Origin of the sequence: Ruegeria sp., assembly GCF_965243365.1 — a bacterium.
Lineage (GTDB): Bacteria > Pseudomonadota > Alphaproteobacteria > Rhodobacterales > Rhodobacteraceae > Ruegeria.
In genome coordinates this window covers 1,540,080-1,557,715 of sequence record NZ_CBDEUW010000002.1, presented here as the reverse complement: position 1 = coordinate 1,557,715, position 17,636 = coordinate 1,540,080, and the positions used below count along the sequence as shown (strand labels likewise).

Annotated in this window: 19 protein-coding genes; 12 read left to right on the top strand and 7 right to left on the bottom strand. The window is 57.5% G+C overall.

Annotation, left to right across the window (positions count from 1 at the left end; all coding sequences use genetic code 11):
- Positions 1-159 precede the first annotated feature (159 nt).
- From leuD to ACP0GE_RS11405, 4 genes are read right to left on the bottom strand one after another with little or no spacing between them, the layout of a single operon-like run.
- On the bottom strand, positions 160-765 hold the full coding sequence (leuD, locus tag ACP0GE_RS11420; RefSeq protein WP_424832069.1) for a 3-isopropylmalate dehydratase small subunit: 606 nt from the start codon (positions 763-765) through the stop codon (positions 160-162).
- 42 nt (positions 766-807) lie between these two features.
- A complete protein-coding gene (locus ACP0GE_RS11415; RefSeq protein WP_424832068.1) occupies positions 808-1,353 on the bottom strand; it encodes an HdeD family acid-resistance protein in 546 nt (181 codons plus the stop codon).
- 37 nt (positions 1,354-1,390) lie between these two features.
- Positions 1,391-2,794 (bottom strand): 3-isopropylmalate dehydratase large subunit, encoded by a 1,404-nt coding sequence (gene leuC / locus ACP0GE_RS11410; protein WP_424832067.1) that lies wholly within the window; start codon positions 2,792-2,794, stop codon positions 1,391-1,393.
- Positions 2,795-2,837: 43 nt separating this feature from the next.
- Entirely contained in the window at positions 2,838-2,933 is a 96-nt protein-coding gene (locus ACP0GE_RS11405; RefSeq protein ID WP_254438069.1) for an isopropylmalate isomerase, read from the bottom strand.
- A 114-nt stretch (positions 2,934-3,047) separates the two neighbouring features.
- Here ACP0GE_RS11405 and ACP0GE_RS11400 point away from each other — a divergent pair, with 114 nt between their 5' ends.
- The 4 genes from ACP0GE_RS11400 to ACP0GE_RS11385 all read left to right on the top strand — a co-directional run bounded on the left by ACP0GE_RS11400 (position 3,048) and on the right by ACP0GE_RS11385 (position 5,926).
- Positions 3,048-4,400, top strand: a complete 1,353-nt coding sequence (locus ACP0GE_RS11400; protein WP_424832066.1) for a mechanosensitive ion channel family protein — start codon at positions 3,048-3,050, stop codon at positions 4,398-4,400.
- Positions 4,401-4,564: 164 nt separating this feature from the next.
- Positions 4,565-4,924 carry a ribosome silencing factor gene (gene rsfS, locus ACP0GE_RS11395; protein WP_058276550.1) on the top strand — a complete coding sequence of 120 codons (360 nt, stop codon included), beginning with the start codon at positions 4,565-4,567 and terminating at the stop codon, positions 4,922-4,924.
- 44 nt (positions 4,925-4,968) lie between these two features.
- Positions 4,969-5,439, top strand: a complete 471-nt coding sequence (gene rlmH, locus ACP0GE_RS11390) for a 23S rRNA (pseudouridine(1915)-N(3))-methyltransferase RlmH (protein ID WP_424832065.1) — start codon at positions 4,969-4,971, stop codon at positions 5,437-5,439.
- A gap of 1 nt (position 5,440) precedes the next feature.
- Positions 5,441-5,926, top strand: coding sequence for a flavodoxin family protein (locus ACP0GE_RS11385; RefSeq protein WP_424832064.1), 486 nt, complete (start codon positions 5,441-5,443; stop codon positions 5,924-5,926).
- A gap of 2 nt (positions 5,927-5,928) precedes the next feature.
- Here the strand turns inward: ACP0GE_RS11385 and ACP0GE_RS11380 are convergent, their stop codons facing one another.
- Positions 5,929-6,276: a hypothetical protein gene (locus ACP0GE_RS11380; protein WP_424832063.1), complete on the bottom strand. Its 348-nt coding sequence runs from the start codon at positions 6,274-6,276 to the stop codon at positions 5,929-5,931.
- Between the two features lie 35 nt (positions 6,277-6,311).
- Positions 6,312-7,010, bottom strand: a complete 699-nt coding sequence (locus ACP0GE_RS11375; RefSeq protein WP_424832062.1) for a DUF599 domain-containing protein — start codon at positions 7,008-7,010, stop codon at positions 6,312-6,314.
- 82 nt (positions 7,011-7,092) lie between these two features.
- On the opposite strand from ACP0GE_RS11375, the gene ACP0GE_RS11370 reads away from it, so the two are divergent.
- The 7 genes from ACP0GE_RS11370 (at position 7,093) to ACP0GE_RS11340 (ending at position 14,030) form a co-directional block, all read left to right on the top strand.
- Positions 7,093-8,541: an FAD-linked oxidase C-terminal domain-containing protein gene (locus tag ACP0GE_RS11370; protein WP_424832061.1), complete on the top strand. Its 1,449-nt coding sequence runs from the start codon at positions 7,093-7,095 to the stop codon at positions 8,539-8,541.
- Positions 8,542-8,607: 66 nt separating this feature from the next.
- On the top strand, positions 8,608-9,726 hold the full coding sequence (locus ACP0GE_RS11365; RefSeq protein ID WP_424832060.1) for an FAD-binding protein: 1,119 nt from the start codon (positions 8,608-8,610) through the stop codon (positions 9,724-9,726).
- A 4-nt stretch (positions 9,727-9,730) separates the two neighbouring features.
- A complete protein-coding gene (gene glcF, locus ACP0GE_RS11360) occupies positions 9,731-11,047 on the top strand; it encodes a glycolate oxidase subunit GlcF (protein WP_424832059.1) in 1,317 nt (438 codons plus the stop codon).
- A 119-nt stretch (positions 11,048-11,166) separates the two neighbouring features.
- Positions 11,167-11,958: a trypsin-like serine peptidase gene (locus ACP0GE_RS11355; protein WP_424832058.1), complete on the top strand. Its 792-nt coding sequence runs from the start codon at positions 11,167-11,169 to the stop codon at positions 11,956-11,958.
- Positions 11,959-12,053: 95 nt separating this feature from the next.
- Positions 12,054-12,770, top strand: a complete 717-nt coding sequence (locus tag ACP0GE_RS11350) for a trypsin-like serine peptidase (protein WP_424832057.1) — start codon at positions 12,054-12,056, stop codon at positions 12,768-12,770.
- Between the two features lie 124 nt (positions 12,771-12,894).
- Positions 12,895-13,362: an Hsp20 family protein gene (locus ACP0GE_RS11345; protein WP_424832056.1), complete on the top strand. Its 468-nt coding sequence runs from the start codon at positions 12,895-12,897 to the stop codon at positions 13,360-13,362.
- A gap of 230 nt (positions 13,363-13,592) precedes the next feature.
- Entirely contained in the window at positions 13,593-14,030 is a 438-nt protein-coding gene (locus tag ACP0GE_RS11340) for a hypothetical protein (RefSeq protein WP_424832055.1), read from the top strand.
- 60 nt (positions 14,031-14,090) lie between these two features.
- On the opposite strand, the gene ACP0GE_RS11335 is transcribed toward ACP0GE_RS11340, so the two are convergent.
- Positions 14,091-16,274, bottom strand: coding sequence for an esterase-like activity of phytase family protein (locus ACP0GE_RS11335; protein ID WP_424832054.1), 2,184 nt, complete (start codon positions 16,272-16,274; stop codon positions 14,091-14,093).
- Positions 16,275-16,529: 255 nt separating this feature from the next.
- Between ACP0GE_RS11335 and ACP0GE_RS11330 the strand changes: the two genes are divergently transcribed.
- On the top strand, positions 16,530-17,609 hold the full coding sequence (locus tag ACP0GE_RS11330; protein ID WP_424832053.1) for a hypothetical protein: 1,080 nt from the start codon (positions 16,530-16,532) through the stop codon (positions 17,607-17,609).
- The last annotated feature ends 27 nt before the right edge of the window (positions 17,610-17,636 follow it).

Sequence of the window (17,636 nt, the reverse complement as noted above, 5' to 3'; positions counted from 1 at the left end):
AAGACTGGTGCCGCTTTGCATCATTCCCGACGCAAATTCGACGTGTAATTCAGAATACGCCCTACATGTTGTGGTTGCCGAAAGTTTGACCCCAAAAATGAGAACGGGGCCGCATTGGCGACCCCGTTAGGTTGAGCAGACATAACGCCGGTTTCAGAATCACACCCAGGGACGAGCCTGATTTGCGTGTTCTTCGAACTTGTCGATGTGATGATCTTTTTCCATAGTCAGGCCGATATCGTCCAAACCGTTCAACAGGCAATGCTTGCGATGCGGGTCGATGTCGAACTCGATCACGACGCCATCCGAGGTGGTGATCTGCTGATCTTCAAGATGAACCGTCATGCGGGCGTTTTCACCCTTATGCGCGTCATCCATCAGAATCGCGTGATGTTCTTCTTCAACCACGATGGGCAGGATGCCGTTCTTGAAGCAGTTGTTGAAAAAGATGTCGGCAAAGCTGGTCGAGATCACGACCTTGATGCCGAAATCCTTGATCGCCCAAGGTGCGTGTTCCCGCGACGAACCGCAGCCGAAATTGTCGCCGGCCACCAGAATCTCGGTGTTGCGATAGGCGGGCTTGTTCAGAACGAAATCCTCAATCTCGCCGCCATGATCGTGATAGCGCATCTCGTCAAACAGCACGACGCCCAGGCCGGACCGCTTGATGGTTTTCAGGTGCACTTTCGGAATGATCATATCGGTGTCGATATTGATCAGCGGCATCGGGGCGGCCACCCCGTGGACTTTGTCAAACTTTTCCATGTCTACACTCCTGCGGGGTAGGGCCGCGCCCGTGCCCCGCGTTTAAGCTTCGGTTGTTTCGTCCTTGGGTGCGTCTTTGACGAAGAACGCCATAAAGATCAGGCCGAACCCGTTGAACAGCATCTCGATGCCCAGCAGAATACCCAGCAGCTGAAGCAATACCGCCGGATCGGCGGCGGCAAAGCGCCAGATCAGGATCGCCAGAACGATTGACATGATGCCCGAGATCAACGTTGCCCAGAAAAACTGCGTTCCTTTCATCTGGAACGACAGGATGATCCGGGCAATGCCGCCTGCCATGAACAGGATCAGCACCACGGTCGCCAAGGTCACTGTTCCTTGCAGCGGATGATCCAGGAAGGACCAGCCCAGGAACAGCATCACGACACCCATGATGAGTGACAAAATCTTGTTGCCGGTGCCTTCGACAGTGAAGCCGCCAACAACTTGCAGCGCCCCCGAGATCAGCAGCAACACTCCGGTCACCACCGTCACGGCAATCGACGCCACCGCAGGCGCGCCCAGTACAAAGATACCGAACGCTATGGACAGAAGCCCCAGCAGGAGCCATTTGATCCAGTCACTCATGTTTTCAATCCCTCAAATATCTAGATATGAGGGGAGCTTACATCAATTCACGGACGTCTGTCAGCCGTCCTGTGATTGCCGCAGCGGCAGCCATCGCGGGGCTGAGCAGATGGGTGCGTCCGCCCCGACCCTGACGGCCTTCAAAGTTGCGGTTCGAAGTTGCGGCACAGCGCTCGCCCGGCTGCAACTGGTCGGGGTTCATCGCCAGGCACATCGAACATCCGGCAAGGCGCCATTCGAAACCGGCTTCTTTGAAAATCTCGGCCAGACCTTCTTCTTCGGCCTGCGCGCGGACCAGTCCCGAACCGGGTACGACCATGGCGCGCATACCGTCCTTGATCTTCTTGCCTTTCAAGATTTCGGCCGCAGCACGCAGGTCTTCGATACGACCGTTGGTGCAGGAGCCGATGAAAACGGTGTCGATTTCCACGTCGCTCAGCCTCTGCCCGGCTTCCAGACCCATGTATTCGATAGACCGGCGGGCCGCGTCGACCTTGCCGCCTTCGAAATCCTCCGGATGAGGCACCGATGCAGTGATCGGCAGAACGTCCTCGGGGCTGGTGCCCCAGGTCACGACCGGAGCGATATCTTCGCCGCGTAGAGTGATCACCTTGTCGAATTCTGCGCCCTCATCGGTATAGAGCGTCTTCCACCAATCCAGAGCCGCTTCCCACTGCGCGCCTTTCGGGGCGTGTGGGCGACCTTTGACATATTCATAGGTGGTCTCGTCCGGCGCGATCAGGCCCGCGCGGGCACCTCCTTCGATCGCCATGTTGCAGACGGTCATACGGCCTTCCATCGTGAGGTCCCGGATCGCTTCGCCGCAATATTCGATGACATAGCCGGTGCCGCCAGCGGTACCGGTCTCGCCGATCACGGCCAGCGTGATATCCTTGGCGGTCACGCCCGGCTGCAATTTGCCGGTGATCTCGACCTTCATGTTCTTGGATTTCTTCTGGATCAGAGTTTGGGTGGCCAGAACGTGTTCGACCTCGGACGTACCGATGCCGTGGGCCAAAGCGCCAAACGCGCCGTGGGTGGCGGTGTGGCTGTCGCCGCACACAACGGTCATGCCGGGCAGGGTCCAGCCCTGTTCTGGGCCGACGATATGGACGATGCCCTGACGGACGTCATGCACCGGGTAGTAGTGAATGCCGAAATCCTTGGCGTTCTTGTCCAGCGCTTCGACCTGAATACGCGATTCCGGGTTCTCGATCCCGTTCACACGATCCGGCGTGGTCGGCACGTTGTGGTCCGGAACAGCGATGGTCTTTTCCGGCGCACGCACTTTGCGGCCCGCCATGCGCAGGCCCTCGAACGCCTGCGGGCTGGTCACTTCATGCACCAGATGGCGGTCGATATACAGCAGGCAGGTGCCATCATCGGCTTCATGCGCGACATGGGCATCCCAGATCTTGTCATAGAGTGTTTTGGGGGACATCGGTCCTCTCCCGTATGTAATGAGAAATAGCTGGCGAGGTGGCTTAAGCCGCAGATAGGCGGGCCAAAACCGTGCGGGCGGCCCCAAAGAACCGTTCGCGCAGGCGTGCGCGATCTTCCAGATTCTGCTGTTGGGCCACGTTGAGTCTCATACGCCCCAGATATATCGGGCTTTGGCGGCAATCAAGGTTCAATCCCGTGCCGGGCTTGCATCGCCTTGCATTGCTGTTCAATCTGCAGGTTAGGAGACGTGCATGAACCAAGACCTGATCCCCAGTTCGCTGTCGGACCTCTACGAAAACATGGTCGCGGGTTTTTCGTCGCAATTCGCAAATCTGGTCGAATTGATCGTTACGCCGGGCTGGCGTCAACACCAGTTGCTCATCATTCTGGCTCTGTGGGCGTTGGCATACTTCCTGAAGCTTGCAACGCAAGCCCGGTGGGAGTCCTGGGCCCGTTCGCGTACCGGCTGGCCGAAATGGCGGCTGCGGACTTTGGTGCAGCTGATGCAGCGTCTGACTCTGGTCTATTTCGTGCTGATGTCCTGGGCTCTGTATCTGTTGATGCAGCAAATCACATGGCCCTCGCGCAGCTATATGATCGGTGTTGTTGCGACTTTGGCATTGGCTTGGCTGGTTATCGCTTTGGTGGCGCGGTTGGTGCGAAACCGGACGTTACGGCGGATTTTCAAGTGGGCAATGTGGGTCTATGCAACGCTGATTGCGCTGAATCTGACGGACGATGTGGCTGGGTTTCTGGACGGGGTAGCGATCTCAATCGGTGATCTGCACATTTCAGCGCTGGGGATTCTCAAGGCAATTCTTCTGATCGGAGTTTTGCTGACACTGGCCCGTATCGGAACCCGCGCGGCGGAACGCGGTTTGCAAAACAACGACGACATCACCCCGTCGATGCAGGTTCTGCTGGCCAAGGGCATTCAGGTTCTGCTGTACGGGGCCGTCTTTCTGGCCGCGATCCGCACGCTTGGGTTCGATCTGACCGGGATCGCTCTGCTATCCGGTGCCATTGGCGTAGGCATCGGCTTTGGGCTGCAGAAAGTGGTGTCGAACCTGATCTCGGGCATCATCATCCTGATGGATCGGTCGATCAAACCGGGGGATGTAATCTCGCTGGGCGATACCTTCGGTTGGATCAACGCGCTGGGCGCGCGCTATGTCTCGGTCGTCACACGGGATGGGCGGGAATACCTGATCCCGAACGAGGATTTGATCACCAATCAGGTGGTGAACTGGTCTCATTCGGACAAGTTTGTGCGTTTGGACCTGGATTTCGGCACCAGCTATGACGACGACCCTCATCAGGTGCGTGCAACGGCGATCCGGGCTGTAAAGGCTGTTGCGCGGGTTCTAAGCGGTGGTTCGCACGAACCGGTCTGTCACATCACTGGTTTTGGGGACAGCAGCGTGGACTATGTGCTGCGGTTTTGGATCAGCGACCCGACCAAAGGTCTGACGAACATCCGCGGGAATGTCTATCTGGCGCTATGGGATGCGTTCAAGGACGAGGGTATCTCGATCCCGTTCCCACAGCGCGAGGTTCGGGTGCTGAACGAAGACGCAGCCGCGCAACAGATCGCCAAAGAGTGAGCCCTTGTGTGCCTGCCAGGGTGGCCCTTCATTGAAATGTTGCAATCCCCTTGTTACCTTAATACTACCCCTGCGCCGGGGTTTGGCGGCGCGCAGCAAAGGAGGACTATGTCCTGTCTCTACATACTCAGGCGGGTTTGCCCGCCGATGATGGGGCCAGTGTAATGGCCCACTCTCAGTCAATCAGCGACAAGCTGCTTGAACGTATCCTTTCCTCACTTTCCGATGACAAGGCCGAAGACGTCGTGCAGATCAACCTGCAAGGCAAGTCTTCTGTTGCGGATCACATGGTGATTGCCTCGGGTCGGTCGACCCGTCAGGTCTCGGCCATGGCAGAAAAGCTGACGGATCGCATCAAGCAGGAATTCGGTTTCACCTCGAAGGTCGAAGGCAAGGATGCCGGCGACTGGGTGTTGATCGATACGGGCGATGTGATCGTCCATATCTTCCGCCCCGAAGTGCGTGAATTCTATCAGCTGGAAAAGATGTGGCTGCCTCAGGGCGGCAGCGCCTCGGCGAACTGAGGCGCTATCCCGGTCTGCATTAACAGGCCGGAGGCGAGAGAAATATGCGTATCAGCATTTGTGCGGTCGGGCGATTGCGTGCCGGACCGGAGAAGACCCTGCTTGACGATTACCTGACCCGATTTGATCGGACCGGCCGCGCGCTGGGCCTTGGTCCCGCACGCGTGATCGAGGTCGAGGACAAGAAAAACGCAGGCATGGGGGCTGAAGCGGCCCTGCTGCGCAAAGCGTTGCCCAAAGGCGCGGTGATCTGCACGCTGGACGAACGGGGGCGGGTGATGTCCTCGCCCGATTTCGCGCAGAAACTGAGCGGCTGGCGCGACACGGGTCGGCAGGATCTGGCGCTGATCATTGGCGGGGCGGACGGAATAGACCCTAATCTGAGAGCAGAGGCCGACTTTTCTATTTCATTCGGGTCGATGGTCTGGCCGCATATGCTGGTTCGTGTGATGCTGGCCGAACAACTTTATCGGGCCGCAACGATCTTGTCGGGCAGCCCCTATCACCGGGTCTGACATGGCGCAGCTTTTGATCGTCTACCATTCGCGCACCGGCGGGGCCCGGCAGATGGCCGAAGAGGCGGCAGAGGCCGGGCGCGAACAAGCGGACGTTATCCTGAAGACCGCAGATCAGGCTGGACCCGAAGATTTGCTTCTGGCGGATGGTTACATCTTTTGCGCGCCCGAGAATCTGGCGGCGATTTCTGGCCTGATGAAGGAATTCTTCGACCGTAGTTATTATCCCGTGCTGGGCCGGGTCGAAGGCCGCCCCTATGCGCAGATGATTTGCGCCGGGTCTGACGGTGAAAACGCCGCCCGTCAAACTGCCCGCATTGCAACCGGCTGGCGTTTGAAAGAGGTTCAGCCGCCACTGATCATCTGCACTCACGCACAGACGCCCGAGGCGATTCTGGCCGAGAAAACCATACCCGAGGACCAGTTAGAGGCATGCCGCGCGCTTGGGTTGGCCATGGCCGCCGGGTTAGAGATGGGCGTGTTCTGACCTCAGTTCAGATCGACCACAAAGGTTTCTTCCGCCCAACCGTCCACATTGGTGCGGGCCTGAACCTGCACTTGGGCCGTGCCTTCCGGGATCGAGACACCGCTCAGGGATCGGGTGAAAGGTTGTTCATTCTCGTGCGGGTGATGCAGCACACGTATCCCCAGCTCGTTTCCGTCCATGTCCAGCACCCGCCAACCATCGGCATAGTCGTCCCATCCAGTTTCAGGATGTGAAACGGTTACATCGAATCGCCAGGTCTGATCGCTTTGTTTGGCGGTGACGGCTTCGATCACGGGATCATCCGCAAAGGCCGGGGTGGCCAGTAGGGCGGTCAGAACAAGATATCTCATGATGTGAACCTAACCTTTTCAGGACGGACCGGCGATCACGATCCGGTGTTGAGCAGAACTGTCCGGGAATGCGATGCGAACTCGCGTCGATAAAGCACCGCCAGCGTCGCTACTGAGCCCGCAATCAGCGCGATCGGTCCCAGAATCCAGGCAACCGACGCCAAAGCAAAGTAAGTGGCACGCAGCGCGCGGTTAAAACTACGGGCTGCCGTAATGCATATTTCGGCGGCCTGAGCCGCACGCGGATAGGCCTGCTGGTCTTCGGGATCGTTTGGAACAGCCGCCATCAGAACGGCGCAGTATCCAAACAGCCGGTGCGCCCAAACAAATTTCAAAAAAGCGTTGGATAGCAGCAGGATGACCACGAGTATCTTGATTTCCCACACCAAAGCAGGCGCGCTGCCGATGGCCAGATCGCTGGCGACACCAGCCAGACGTTCTGTATTCCCCAGCAGGGCTAGCCCTCCGCCGATTGCGATCATCGTGGTTGAGGCGAAGAACGTACTGCCCTGACGCATTGCCGCAACAACCTGGGCGTCAAACATGCGAGGTTGCCGGGTCACCATCTCATGCATCCATTTGCGGCGGAACTCATCCATCATCATCGATACGGATGGCTTGTTCGGCGACAGTTTCTCGATTCGCCAGCCAATGCCCAGCCACGCGCCGACCAGTATCAGGACAGCAGCGTAGTCTATTGGCGAAAACAGCAATGCACGATCGATCCACGTCATGCCCGCGACACTAGAGTCCGTTTTCAGAACTTGCCAGATCGTAAAATTGGTAATATTATTTTACCAAATAGGAGGATCGACAATGGACATGCCCCGGCCAAACCCTGAAGTCCTGGCAAGAAAGGCAAATGTACTCGCCCGTTTGCAGCAGGTGTTGCCGGCGGACGCAGTTATCCATGATCCGGCGGAAACGCGGGTATATGAATGCGATGCCCTGACGGCTTACAAATGCCCACCGATGCTGGCGGTTCTGCCATCGACCACGCAAGAGGTCTCGGACGTTTTGCGGATTTGCAACGAAGAAGGTGTGCCGGTGGTCCCGCGAGGTTCGGGCACTTCGCTTGCAGGTGGGGCGCTGCCGACTGCCGATTGCGTAATCCTGGGCGTTGCTCGGATGAGCGAGGTTCTGGAGATCGACTATAAGAACCGTTTTATCCGTGTGCAGTCCGGCCGCACCAATCTGAGTGTTTCCGGAGCTGTGGAAGAGGAAGATTTCTTTTACGCGCCTGACCCGTCGTCCCAATTGGCCTGCGCGATTGCCGGAAATGTCGCAATGAACTCTGGCGGCGCACATTGTCTGAAATACGGTGTTACGACAAACAATCTGCTGGGCGTGACCATGGTGTTGATGGATGGCAGCATCGTCGAAATCGGCGGCGCGCATTTGGATTCCGCAGGGTTAGACCTTTTGGGGGTGATCTGCGGTTCAGAAGGGCAACTGGGCGTCGTGACCGAGGCGACGTTGCGCATTCTGCGCAAACCCGAAGGTGCCCGGCCTGTTTTGATGGGGTTCGATGACAACGAAGTTGCTGGTCAATGTGTCTCTGACATTATCAAATCGGGCATTTTGCCCGTCGCTATCGAGTTTATGGACCGTCTGTGCATTCAGGCTTGCGAGAGCTTTGCCCATGCAGGTTATCCCGACTGCGAAGCGTTGCTGATTGTCGAGGTCGAAGGCTCCGAGGCGGAGATCGACAGCCAGTTGGCCAAGATCATCGAAATCGCAAAGCGCCATAATCCGGTTGAACTGCGGGAAAGCCAGTCAGCCGACGAAAGCGCGCGGATCTGGCTGGGGCGCAAATCGGCCTTCGGCGCGATGGGGCAAATCAATGATTACATGTGTCTGGACGGTACGATTCCGGTCTCGTCTCTGCCGGAAGTTTTGCGGCGGATTGGCGAGTTAAGCGAAGACTATGGCCTGCCAGTGGGGAACGTTTTTCACGCCGGCGACGGGAATATGCACCCGTTAATTCTGTTTGATGCCAACAAACCTGGTGACCTTGAGAAATGCGAGGCGTTCGGCGCCGATATCCTGCGGCTTTGTGTGGATGTTGGCGGGTGCCTGACCGGAGAGCATGGGGTGGGGATCGAAAAGCGCGACCTGATGCACCATCAATATGACCCGCAGGACCTTGAGGTACAGATGGCAATCAAGGATGTGTTTGATCCGGGGTGGCTGTTGAACCCGGCCAAAGTTTTCCCTCTGGATGTTTCCGCGCAGCGTCGTGCCACCGGGATCGCTGCGGAATAACTGGTCCGTGATTTTCGACCCGCAAGCCAAGTCATCCCGCCACTACTGAACACGAGAAGATGAGCTATGAAACCTGAGTCAGAGGCCGAACTGGCCGAGATCATTCCCGGATTGTCAGAACCGGTACGGATTGTCGGGGGCGGAACCCGGGGTGTGGCCGGGCCGGAAGCCGAACTAAGCACAGCAAGGCTGCGCGGGATCACGTTGTACGAACCGGGGGCTTTGACTGTGGTCGCGCGGGCAGGGACACCGGTGGTCGAGATCGAAACGGCATTGGCCGCTGAAAACCAGCAGCTTGCGTTTGAACCGGCTGATTATCGAGCAGTGTTAGGAACATCTGGGGAACCGACAATTGGCGGAGTGGTTGCGGCGAATATCTCAGGGCCGCGGCGCATTCAGGCCGGGGCCTGTCGGGATTTTTTGCTGGGTGTCCGATTTGTTGATGGGCGCGGGCAGGTGATCAAGAATGGTGGGCGGGTGATGAAGAACGTCACCGGTTACGATCTGGTCAAGTTGATGGCCGGGTCTTGGGGAACCTTGGGGGTGCTGACTGAGGTGTCTCTCAAGGTTCTGCCCAAGTCTGAAACCGCAGCGACCCTTGTCTGGGAAGGACGCGACTGGGCTTCGACCTTAAAGCTGTTTTGCGATGCGCTGGGCGCTCCGTTTGAGGTAAGCGGAGCGGCGCGTTTGCCGGAAGAGGGTAATCAGCGCGCCCGAACTGTTCTGCGTGTCGAAGGGTTTGAAGACTCCGTCAAATATCGCGTCAGCAAACTGTTGGAATTGTTCAAGGATTCGGGTCCTGATCAGGTCGTGACCGAGCCAGCTGAGAATGCCAGGGTTTGGGGCGCTGTGCGCAACCTCAAACCGTTTCAAGGGGCATCTGGAAACGTTTGGAAAACGTCAGTCAAGCCAACCGACATGACCCGTGTCGTCAACGGGAGTAACCCAAACAGGATCATCGACTGGGGCGGGGGGCTGATATGGACATTGGCTCCGGAAGGCGAAGATTTGCGTGAGGCGCTGGACGGTATTCCCGGCCATTCAACCTTGGTGCGCGCCGCGCGATCCGAGATGGAAATGATGGGCAGATTTCAACAGGAAGATGCTGGAATACAGGCTCTAACCCAGGCGATCAGAGAGAAACTCGATCCACGCGGCCTGTTCAATCCCGGGCTTATGGGGTGATGTAATGCAGACCACATTTACCGAAAATCAACTAAAAGATCCGGCGATCCAGCGATCGAATGAAATCTTGCGAAACTGTGTGCATTGCGGGTTCTGCACAGCCACCTGCCCGACCTATCAGGTATTGGGTGATGAGCTGGACAGCCCTCGGGGTCGTATTTACCTGATCAAGGACATGCTGGAAAACGAACGCGTGCCTGACGACAAGACGGTCAAGCATATCGATCGCTGTTTGTCCTGTCTGGCGTGCATGACGACCTGCCCTTCGGGCGTTCATTACATGCATTTGGTGGATCACGCGCGCGAATATATCGAGGCAAACTACAAGCGTCCCTTCTCGGATCGGGTCTTGCGTTGGCTTCTGGCACGGATATTGCCGTATCCTATGCGGTTTCGCTGGGCTTTGATCGGCGCAAAACTGGGGCGTCCATTTCGATTCCTGATGCCGGACGCACGGTTGAAGGCCATGCTGGACATGGCACCCAAGAAAATTCCTCCGGTCAGTCGTAATGATGACCCGCAAAGCTTCCCCGCAGAAGGAAAACAGATCAGACGCGTGGCCCTGATGACCGGATGCGCGCAAAAGGCGCTGAACACCGATATCAACGACGCAACGATTCGTCTGCTGACCCGATTGGGTTGCGAAATCGTGGTTGCCGAAGGCGCAGGATGTTGCGGAGCACTAACCCATCACATGGGCAAAACGCGGGAAAGCCATGCCTCGGCCGCTGCGAATATCCAGGCCTGGGCACGCGAGATGGATGGCGAAGGGCTGGATGCGATTGTTATCAACACTTCAGGATGCGGGACCACGGTCAAGGATTACGGCCATATGTTTCGCACAGAACCCCTGGCAGAAGACGCCAAACGGGTTTCGGCAATCGCGATGGATGTCAGCGAGCTTTTGACCCAGATCGGCATTCCGCAGGGCGAGGACAGAAATTTGACCGTTGCCTATCACGCGGCATGTTCATTGCAGCATGGTCAAAAGATCAAGACACACCCCAAAAACCTCCTGAAACAGGCCGGATTCGCTGTGTTAGAGCCTGCTGACAGTCATTTGTGCTGCGGCAGTGCGGGGACCTACAACCTGATGCAGCCCGAGATATCGGCCCAACTGAAAGATCGAAAAGTTCGGACGCTGGAGGCAAAAAAGCCCGATGTGATTGCTGCTGGCAATATCGGGTGCATGATGCAAATCGGCTCGGGCACCAAAGTCCCGGTTGTCCACACGGTTGAATTGCTGGACTGGGCGACCGGTGGGCCAAAGCCCCGTGCCTTGCAACCCGGCATTGCGTCTGAGGTGCCGATCCTGCGCTGATCCGGGCTGCGATTTCAGTGTAACAGGACCTGACTAAAGAATAATCCAACGCGCCCGCCCTAATTTCGCCCAACGCGTCGCGTATGACTCATGGCCTGACCCAAGGACCGGAGAGTCGCGTGCGCAATTGGATCACTGCACTTGCCCTGGCTGTATTGCCTTTGGGCGCTTTGGCACAGGATAGCGGGTTGAAAAGCCTGGATACCACCGATTCCGGTCGGCAATGGATGGCTGTCGGGCGCTTGGATGTTGAAGGTACGGGGTTTTGCACCGGTACGCTGATCTCGCCTACCCTGGTTTTGACGGCCGCGCATTGCCTGTTTGACAAAGCGACACGGCAGCGGGTCGACCCGGCGAAAATTCAGTTTCTGGCCGGATGGCGCCTGGGGCGCGCATCCGCTTACCGTTCGGCCCGGCAGGCGGTTGTGCATCCGAGTTACGAATATGACCGCGGAACTTCGGCTGAGCGCGTCCGCCATGACATCGCCTTGATCGAACTGTGGCAGCCCGTCCGCAACACTGCTGTTGTCCCTTTTGAGACTGGCGATCGCCCGGTTCGCGGGGAAGAGGTTGGCGTCGTGTCCTACGCGCAGGATCGGTCCGAGGTTCCATCGTTGCAAGAAGTCTGCTCGATTATGACCCGCCGATCCGGTGTTCTGGTGATGTCCTGTGATGTGGATCTGGGGTCCTCTGGCGCGCCCGTCTTTTCTTTCACCGAAGATATGCCCCGCATCGTCTCGGTGGTCGCCGCCAAGGCCGAGATGAGCGGGATGAGCGTTGCGCTGGGTACGCCGATCGAGGATTCGCTGCAGCTGCTGCAGGCCGAGCTTTCCTCGGGGCGCGGATTGAGCGCGTCGCCCGGTGCCATCAGCACAAAGAACAATATCGGTGCGAGGTTTGTCAGACCGTGATCAGATTACTTATTTGTTTTGTTCTTTTTTCTTCAATTTCCGCCACAACAGGACAAGCGCAGGCCAATAAGCGCAAGCTGACGGATCGTGATGATTTGTATGGATGGGAGGCCATCGGGCGCCTGGATATCGGCTCAAAGTTCCTGTGCACAGGTACGCTGATTGCGCAGGATCTTGTTCTGACGGCTGCGCATTGTGTCTTCGACAAAAAGACCAGCGAACTCTATCAACCCGGAGAGCTTAGGTTTCGGGCGGGGTTCAGCGATGGTGCGGCGCTGGCGGAACGTGAGGTCGTTCAGATCGCCGCGCATCCCGACTATGGTGCAAACGATCCTTTGACCGATGCGAGCGTTCGGGCTGATGTGGCCCTTATGCGGCTGGATCAACCGATTCCGTATTCGATTGCCAATCCATTTGCATTGCACAAAGGGCGTGTGACGAACAATGAGGTCAGTATCGCATCATATGGGCGCGGTCGGTCCGAAGCGATCACGCGTGAGCGGTCCTGCCGGATTTTGGACCGTTTTCAAGGCCTGATTATCTTCAACTGTGACATCACCTTCGGATCGTCCGGGTCTGCTATTCTGGCCAAGAACGGCTCGCGCTGGCAAATCCTGTCGGTTGTTTCCGCCGTTGGCACAGATCACCGTGGCAAGATCGGGTTTGGGATGGAATTGGGTGGGATCGTGTCCAACCTAAAGGCCATTCTACGCCGGGATGCGCCGCAACCCAAAGCCGCGATCCGTCGTCTTCAGGTGGGGTCGGGAAAGTCCGGGTCGGGTGCTAAATTCATCAGCTCTGGCGGGGGTTGAACTGCGCCAAACCTCTCCCCATTTGATTTGTATCGGATCGCCACTTTCGGGGTCCGAACACATAACCGCCCGTCCGAAACGGAGGGCTTACACCGCAAATCGCTCAAAGGATGAGGATTATACTATGCGTAGTTTTGACTTTGCACCGCTGCACCGTGCCACCATCGGTTTCGACCAGATCGCAGACATGATGGACCGCGTTCTGACCAATGACGTGGCCCAGCCCAGCTATCCCCCGTACAACATCGAAAAAACCGATGTCGACACCTATCGGATTTCCGTGGCTGTCGCCGGATTTGCCGAGAATGACCTGTCGGTTGAAGTGAAAGAGAACTCTCTGGTCGTATCGGGCAAGAAAGCCGCCGAGGACAAAGATCGCAGCTATCTGCACCGTGGCATTGCCACCCGCGCGTTCGAGCGTCGCTTTGCCCTGGCAGACCATGTCCGCGTCACCGGTGCGAGCCACGAGAACGGCATGCTGAACATCGACCTGAAGCGCGAAGTGCCCGAGGCATTGAAACCGCGCAAGATTGAGATTTCTTCGGCCAAGGCCATCGAAAAAGATGTAGTTGACGCCAAAGCCGTGAACTGAGGCTTTTGACGATCTGGCGATAATCTCCTCCTCCCATGATTATCGCAACACGCGCCCCGCGATCCTCCAGTCGCGGGGCGTTGTTTTTTGAGCGTACTGGCTTGCGGGATTAGCGTTAGGGGATTTTTGAACGAAGGTACTGGCTATTGCGACGGGCGTTACGCTAACCTCAAACGGAAAACAGCGCCGATCCAATCCGGCAAATGTGACCCGCAGGAGGACTGAAACCCATGTTAACCAAGACGATTTCCACCGGAATCCTGTGTATGATTGTCGCTGTGACAAACCTCTCGGCGCCGCAAGCTTATGCAGATGACGATGGCAAGTTTATTGCTGGTGTTGCGTTGGGCGTGCTGGGCGCGTCGATTGCGCATCATCATCATAAGCATGGGTCCGACTATCAAAAACACCCTCATGTCTCGCCAGAGGAGAATGCAATCGGGCTGTGTATGCACCGCACCATCACTGCGATGACCAACCAAGGGTATTATGCGGTGGATTTTGAGCAGACGCTTTCATACACGACCAATTCGGACGGTATCGACCTGATTGATCTGGAGGTCGGTCGGTCAAACAACCAAACGGATCAACGCAGCTATATCAAGGCGCATTGTGCGATCCAGAATGATGCTGTGGTGAACTTCCGCTATTCGAATTATTTGCAGTAGCAATGGTTAAATAGAAAACCCGCGCGAAATCCGCGCGGGTTGGTTTCCGTGGCGACGGGCTTAGTTTCCAGCCGTCACCGACCCGATCGACCAGAACATCGTCTCGCCCGAGGCATCGTCGACGCCGTCATTGTCGGTCATGACAAACGCCTCGCCCGAGGGCAAGATGGCCAGACCTTCGATCTTGTCCAGAACGTAACCTCCGGTCGAAGTCAGGTCGGGCAGCAGGTCGCGGACCTCTTCTTTGCTGACCACGGGCAACTCGCTGCCCAGCGGGGCCGGGGTCATCTCGGACAGCGGGATGCGGTAGATCTTTTTGGTCACGGCGCGGTGGTCGTGCTGGTTGTCGCGCTCGATCACATAGACATGGTCGCCGAAGGCCGCGATTTCCGACAGACCGACCCAGCCTGTGTCCGGGTCCGCCTTGGGATAGTGAACGGCGCCCCATTCCTGGGTGTCCAGATTGTAGGCCACCAGTTTCACGTGGTTTTCAGGATCGTCCTTCCATTCGCGCTGCACGGCCATCCATAGGGTGTCGCCAACCTTGGTGATGCCCTCAAAGCCAAAGCGCTTCTCGACGGCCATCAGTTCCGGCGGTAGGCCGATCTCGCCCTTGCGGTCCTTGATCTTGCCTTCGGCCGAGACGTGATAGATCGCGTGCGGGATGACGCGATCGGTGCGGCCTTCGGAGGCGACGTAGAAGCCACCCTTGCCGTCCAGCGTGATGCCCTCAAGGTCCAGCTTCTGCGCTGGGTTGCCATCCTGACGGTGGATGCGGATCACGTCCACGATGCGGGCGGGCTGCTGGCTGGGGTCGATCTTGAAGATCGAGGGCTGGAAGCCATAAAAGCTGTCATTGACCGCGTAGATCATGCCGTCTTCATCCGCGACCAGGCCGGACAGGGCACCCCATCCGATCAGCTCATCCGCGCCAGCGGAGGTCAGATGCGGATAAGCGGCGGGTGCATCCTGATACTCGAAGATCGAGACATGCGCCCGCGGGCCGCCATCTTCGATCAGGTCTTTTTCATTGGCCGAGATCAGCAGGTTGCGGTCAGGAATCGCCACGTAGCCTTCCGGACCGACGCCCGAGGGCAGCAATTGTTTCAGCACCGGGTTCGCCGGATCGGTAGCGTCATAGACCCCCACGACCGAAGCGCGCTCGGCCCCCACAAAGATCATCGGCGTGCCGCCGAAAGTGGCTGCAGTCACGCTTTCCGGCTCAACCCCTTTGCTGTCCGAACGTTTGTCGGGGTAGTGGCCGATCTGGATGATAGCTTTCTCGAAATCGGTGCCGTTTTCGTAAACAACGGTGCCGTCCTTGTGGAAGATGGTCCAACCACGCGAGCCACCCTCATAGTCGCCTTCATTGGCGGTGGCGAAGTGGTTGTCGTCGATCCATTTCACTGCGTCCGGCTCGCGCAGGCGGCCCGGCTGACTTTCTGTGAAGATCAGAGCGCCGCGTTCATCGGTGGCGTCGATACCCTCCAGATCAACCGCGCCGGCCGAGAAATGGCTGATCACGGTGCCATCCTTGTCGACAACCGCGATGTGGTTGTTTTCCTGCAGGGTGATGACGGTTTCGCCCAGACCGTTGATATCGACGAACTCAGGCTCAGGGTCCGTCGGAGCAACCTCGGCCAGACCGGTCACCGAGGCCATCTTCATGCCAGAACAGTCCAACGCGCCGTCTTTCAGCGGCACGAGTGCCAGAGAACCGGCGGGCAGTTGCGGGATGATGCCGTCATTCAAGTCTTCGTCGCGCTCGTTTTCAATCGCAACTGCGACAAAGCTGCCATCGGGGGCGATGGCGACACTGTCAGGCTGTCCGCCCAGATCGCAAGCGCCAGTTTCGGCTTTGCCTGCGATATCAACCGAGATCAGCTTGCCCGAAGGGGCGGTGTAGCTCTCGGATGTGTTCACACCCACAAACGCCGTAGCGCCAACGATACCGACCGAGGTCGGCTCGCCGCCTACATCCATTGCGCCCAATGGTGCCGGGTTCGCGGGGTCGGTGATATCGACCATACCGATCACACCCAGCGGGCTGTCGGTATAAACCAGCGTCTTTCCGCCGGCGGTCGCTGCGATGATCTCGGGCGAGGTTTCGCGGGTGGGATCGGCCCCTTCGGCCATGTTTTTCACAACAGGGAAGGACGCAATTCGGTTAAAGTTCATCTCTGCCGCAGCCTGACCGGCGGTCAGGGCAAGGGCAGATGTCAGGCAGACAAAGCGCAATGACATCGGGTGGTATCCTCTCTCACTTGGACGCAAGTGGGATGGACGTGGTTCTTAACGCCGACATGACGGTTTTGATTCAGTTTGGTGACAACCCAACCCTAACGTTGCAACCAGAGCGCGATCTGATCTTTCAGTGCGCGACATCTTTCCTTTTGCCCCTGATTTTGCCAATCTTTGCAGGATTTTAGGGCCCAAGGGGATGTAAATAGGCGTAACATTGCCTATCTATTGGGTACATAAACAAAAAAGGGATAGCAGATGTCGAACCAGCAATTCGAAGCGTTGATTCAGGAAACGCAAACCAAGGTCCGCGAAAGCCAGTCACAGATCGAAGGGCTGACCTCACGCATCGAAGCGGCGCGGGCCAAGATTGGTACGGCTGAGGCGGATATCGACATCGAAAACGCCACGCTGGAAGATGTACATGCCCATACCGAGGTGATGAACGCCAATATTGCTGAGTTGATCATGGGTTTGGATGACGTCACCAGCGCGTTCTCAAAGGATTTCGACGAAATGCGCTCGAAAACCGGGTGGGAGTCGTTTGTGGGCATCTTCGCGAAAGCCAAATCCGAGTCGATGCGGCAGGAACGGATGCGCACCGCCAATATCGACGACAAGCTACAGGACTTGATCGCCAAATCCGATGTGATCGTGAAGCTGCTGGAAGGGCAGTTGGCGGTGCTGGAAGAACAGCGCGTCAAGGTCGAACAGAACCTGACCGTCACGCTGGATGACCGGGAGGCGACAGTGGCCGAACTTGAAGCCTTGCGCGCTGAGATTCAGGGCATGGACCCGACGATCATCACTCTGGAAAACAAGATCAGCGTCGAACAGGACGCCGCCGCACGCACCCAGTTGGAAACCGAACTTGCTGAGCTGAACAAGCAATACAACGCCAAGGTTCAGGAAGAGCAGGTCAAGCTGGCCAAATCACAGACGCTGGAGCGTTATATCGAAAAGGGCAAGACCTGGGTCGATTCACTCCAGAACCAGGCGGCGACGCAGATGGTGTTGATCAACAAGCTGCAGACAGACACGCAACAGCGCGTGGTGCTGTATGACGCCCTGACCAAATCGCTGAAAACCGCGCAGCAGCAGGACGTGGCCCACCGCATCAACGAGATCGGCGTGCAGACGGACCAAGAGGCTCAAACCGCCATGGCCGCCATCGGCACCGCGACCAACCAGAAGATGGCCGACATGCTAGAGGCGCATGAGGACCACATGGTCTTTGCCCGCGACGTGCTGGAGAAAAAGGCCAAGGCAGACGAACGCTTTGCCCGCCGGTTTGCCTCGATTGTCGAGAAGCATGATAAGAATTTGTATGGGGGTTGAGCTTGGGCCGATTGAATACAAGCCGGT

What these genes read in the sequence shown, in the direction of transcription:
- ACP0GE_RS11345 (WP_424832056.1), top strand. Translation starts at nt 12,895, where the DNA reads ATGCGTAGTTTTGACTTTGCACCGCTGCACCGTGCCACCATCGGTTTC.
- ACP0GE_RS11375 (WP_424832062.1), bottom strand. Translation starts at nt 7,010, where the DNA reads ATGACGTGGATCGATCGTGCATTGCTGTTTTCGCCAATAGACTACGCT.
- ACP0GE_RS11415 (WP_424832068.1), bottom strand. Translation starts at nt 1,353, where the DNA reads ATGAGTGACTGGATCAAATGGCTCCTGCTGGGGCTTCTGTCCATAGCG.
- leuD (WP_424832069.1), bottom strand. Translation starts at nt 765, where the DNA reads ATGGAAAAGTTTGACAAAGTCCACGGGGTGGCCGCCCCGATGCCGCTG.
- ACP0GE_RS11365 (WP_424832060.1), top strand. Translation starts at nt 8,608, where the DNA reads ATGAAACCTGAGTCAGAGGCCGAACTGGCCGAGATCATTCCCGGATTG.
- leuC (WP_424832067.1), bottom strand. Translation starts at nt 2,794, where the DNA reads ATGTCCCCCAAAACACTCTATGACAAGATCTGGGATGCCCATGTCGCG.
- ACP0GE_RS11370 (WP_424832061.1), top strand. Translation starts at nt 7,093, where the DNA reads ATGGACATGCCCCGGCCAAACCCTGAAGTCCTGGCAAGAAAGGCAAAT.
- ACP0GE_RS11380 (WP_424832063.1), bottom strand. Translation starts at nt 6,276, where the DNA reads ATGAGATATCTTGTTCTGACCGCCCTACTGGCCACCCCGGCCTTTGCG.
- glcF (WP_424832059.1), top strand. Translation starts at nt 9,731, where the DNA reads ATGCAGACCACATTTACCGAAAATCAACTAAAAGATCCGGCGATCCAG.
- ACP0GE_RS11340 (WP_424832055.1), top strand. Translation starts at nt 13,593, where the DNA reads ATGTTAACCAAGACGATTTCCACCGGAATCCTGTGTATGATTGTCGCT.
- rsfS (WP_058276550.1), top strand. Translation starts at nt 4,565, where the DNA reads ATGGCCCACTCTCAGTCAATCAGCGACAAGCTGCTTGAACGTATCCTT.
- ACP0GE_RS11385 (WP_424832064.1), top strand. Translation starts at nt 5,441, where the DNA reads ATGGCGCAGCTTTTGATCGTCTACCATTCGCGCACCGGCGGGGCCCGG.
- rlmH (WP_424832065.1), top strand. Translation starts at nt 4,969, where the DNA reads ATGCGTATCAGCATTTGTGCGGTCGGGCGATTGCGTGCCGGACCGGAG.
- ACP0GE_RS11335 (WP_424832054.1), bottom strand. Translation starts at nt 16,274, where the DNA reads ATGTCATTGCGCTTTGTCTGCCTGACATCTGCCCTTGCCCTGACCGCC.
- ACP0GE_RS11330 (WP_424832053.1), top strand. Translation starts at nt 16,530, where the DNA reads ATGTCGAACCAGCAATTCGAAGCGTTGATTCAGGAAACGCAAACCAAG.
- ACP0GE_RS11400 (WP_424832066.1), top strand. Translation starts at nt 3,048, where the DNA reads ATGAACCAAGACCTGATCCCCAGTTCGCTGTCGGACCTCTACGAAAAC.